This window comes from Pseudoxanthomonas japonensis (assembly GCF_010093445.1).
GTDB classification, from domain to species: domain Bacteria; phylum Pseudomonadota; class Gammaproteobacteria; order Xanthomonadales; family Xanthomonadaceae; genus Pseudoxanthomonas_A; species Pseudoxanthomonas_A japonensis.
Map to the genome: position 1 here is coordinate 1 of NZ_PDWW01000053.1, position 1,590 is coordinate 1,590.

1 pseudogene is annotated in these 1,590 nt (G+C 62.1%); it reads right to left on the reverse strand.

The window, feature by feature from the left end:
- Positions 1 to 88: 88 nt before the first annotated feature.
- Positions 89 to 1,525: pseudogene (locus tag CSC78_RS18695) on the reverse strand (IS1182 family transposase).
- Positions 1,526 to 1,590: the final 65 nt, after the last annotated feature.

Below are 1,590 nucleotides of genomic sequence, written 5' to 3' on the forward strand. Positions count from 1 at the left end.
CGAGGCTGTGTAAAAACGTCCGACGGCAGATCGCTGGCGCTTTGCCGATGCTCGACCTACGTTTGTCTGGTTGATGGCATCGCGATTCTCAGGCCGCGATCGCCTTCAACATGCCAGGCATACCGATGATCTTGATCATCCGCTTCATGTTGTAGGCCAGCACGGCCAAGCTGATCTCTGCTCTGACCTTCGGCAACGTCTTTGTTAGAAGTGGGGTGGTGCCCAACCACGCCTTGAGGGTGCCGAAGACGTGCTCGACCGTCTGCCTTCGCGCAACGGCGACCTGCGGCCTGGCGTCGAGCCGCAGTTGCATCGCGTCGAGCACGTGTTCGTGTTCCCAGCGGCTGATCCGCCGGTAACGCGCCGTTGTGCATTGGTCGCGCATCGAGCAGTCTGGACAGGCGGATGACCAATACTTGCGCAGCGTCAAGCCGTCCTCTTCGCTGGTAAAGCGATGCGTGGCGTGCTCGCCCGCAGGACAGCGATAGGCATCCAGCGTCGGCTCGTAGATGAAGTCCCGCTTGTCGAAGCGCCCCTGGGCCTTGCTGTTCGAGGTCAGCGGCTTGAGCACCAGTGGGATGATGCCGCTCTGCTCGCAGGCCAGGATCTGTTGAGCGTTGTAGTAGCCGCGATCGGCCAACGCGGTCAGGTGGTCGGTGCCTAGAGCGGTCTTGGCTTTGAGCGCCATGGGCGCAAGCTGCGTCCGATCATGTCCAACGTTGGTGACTTCGTGGGCCACGATCAGGTGATGCTCCGCATCGACCGCAGCCTGCAGGTTGTAGCCCACCGTGCCGGTGGCACGTCCTGTCGAGGTCATCGATCGTGCATCCGGGTCGGTCAGTGAGATCTGGCTATCGGGCGCATCTTGCAGTTCCTGTTCGATGCGATCCAGCGCCGCCATCTGCTCTCGCACCTTGGCCAGCTTGTGGCGTAGCTGCGGGATACGTGCCTCTGGCAGCAGCGCCGGGTCGCGATCGGCACGATCCAGCTCGGCCAGATAACGGGCCACGCTCTCGTCTAGCTGGCTACGCCGCGCCTTGATCTTGCCGACGGTAAAGTTGCGATCGCGGCTGTTGACCGCCTTGAACTTGCTGCCATCGATCGCGACCACGGCGTGCGAGAACACCTTCATCCGGCGGCACAGCGCAGTGAAACGACTGCAGACCGCCACGATCGCGGTGCCGTTGTCCTTGCGGAAGTCGGCAATCGTCTTGAAGTCAGGCGCCAGTCGTCCGGTTAACCAGATCAGTTCCAGGTTGCGCTGCGCCTCGCGCTCCAGCCGACGGCTGGACTGCACCCGGTTGAGATAGCCATAGATTTAGATCTTGAGCAGCGCGGCTGGGTGGTAAGCAGGTCGGCCACCGGCGGCGCGGCTGGCGGCCTCGAAACCCAGTGACCCGAGATCCAGCGCATCCACGAAGGCGTCGACGAGACGAACAGGATTGTCCTGATGGACGTAATCCTCGAGCCGGTCAGGCAGCAGGAGCGCCTGAGTCCGATCCACGCCATCGACGAATCGCTTCATGATCAGCACCGACCGAGGAGTGCTTGAATCTTGCCAGTGGTGTCGAGGTTTTCACACAGCCTCGG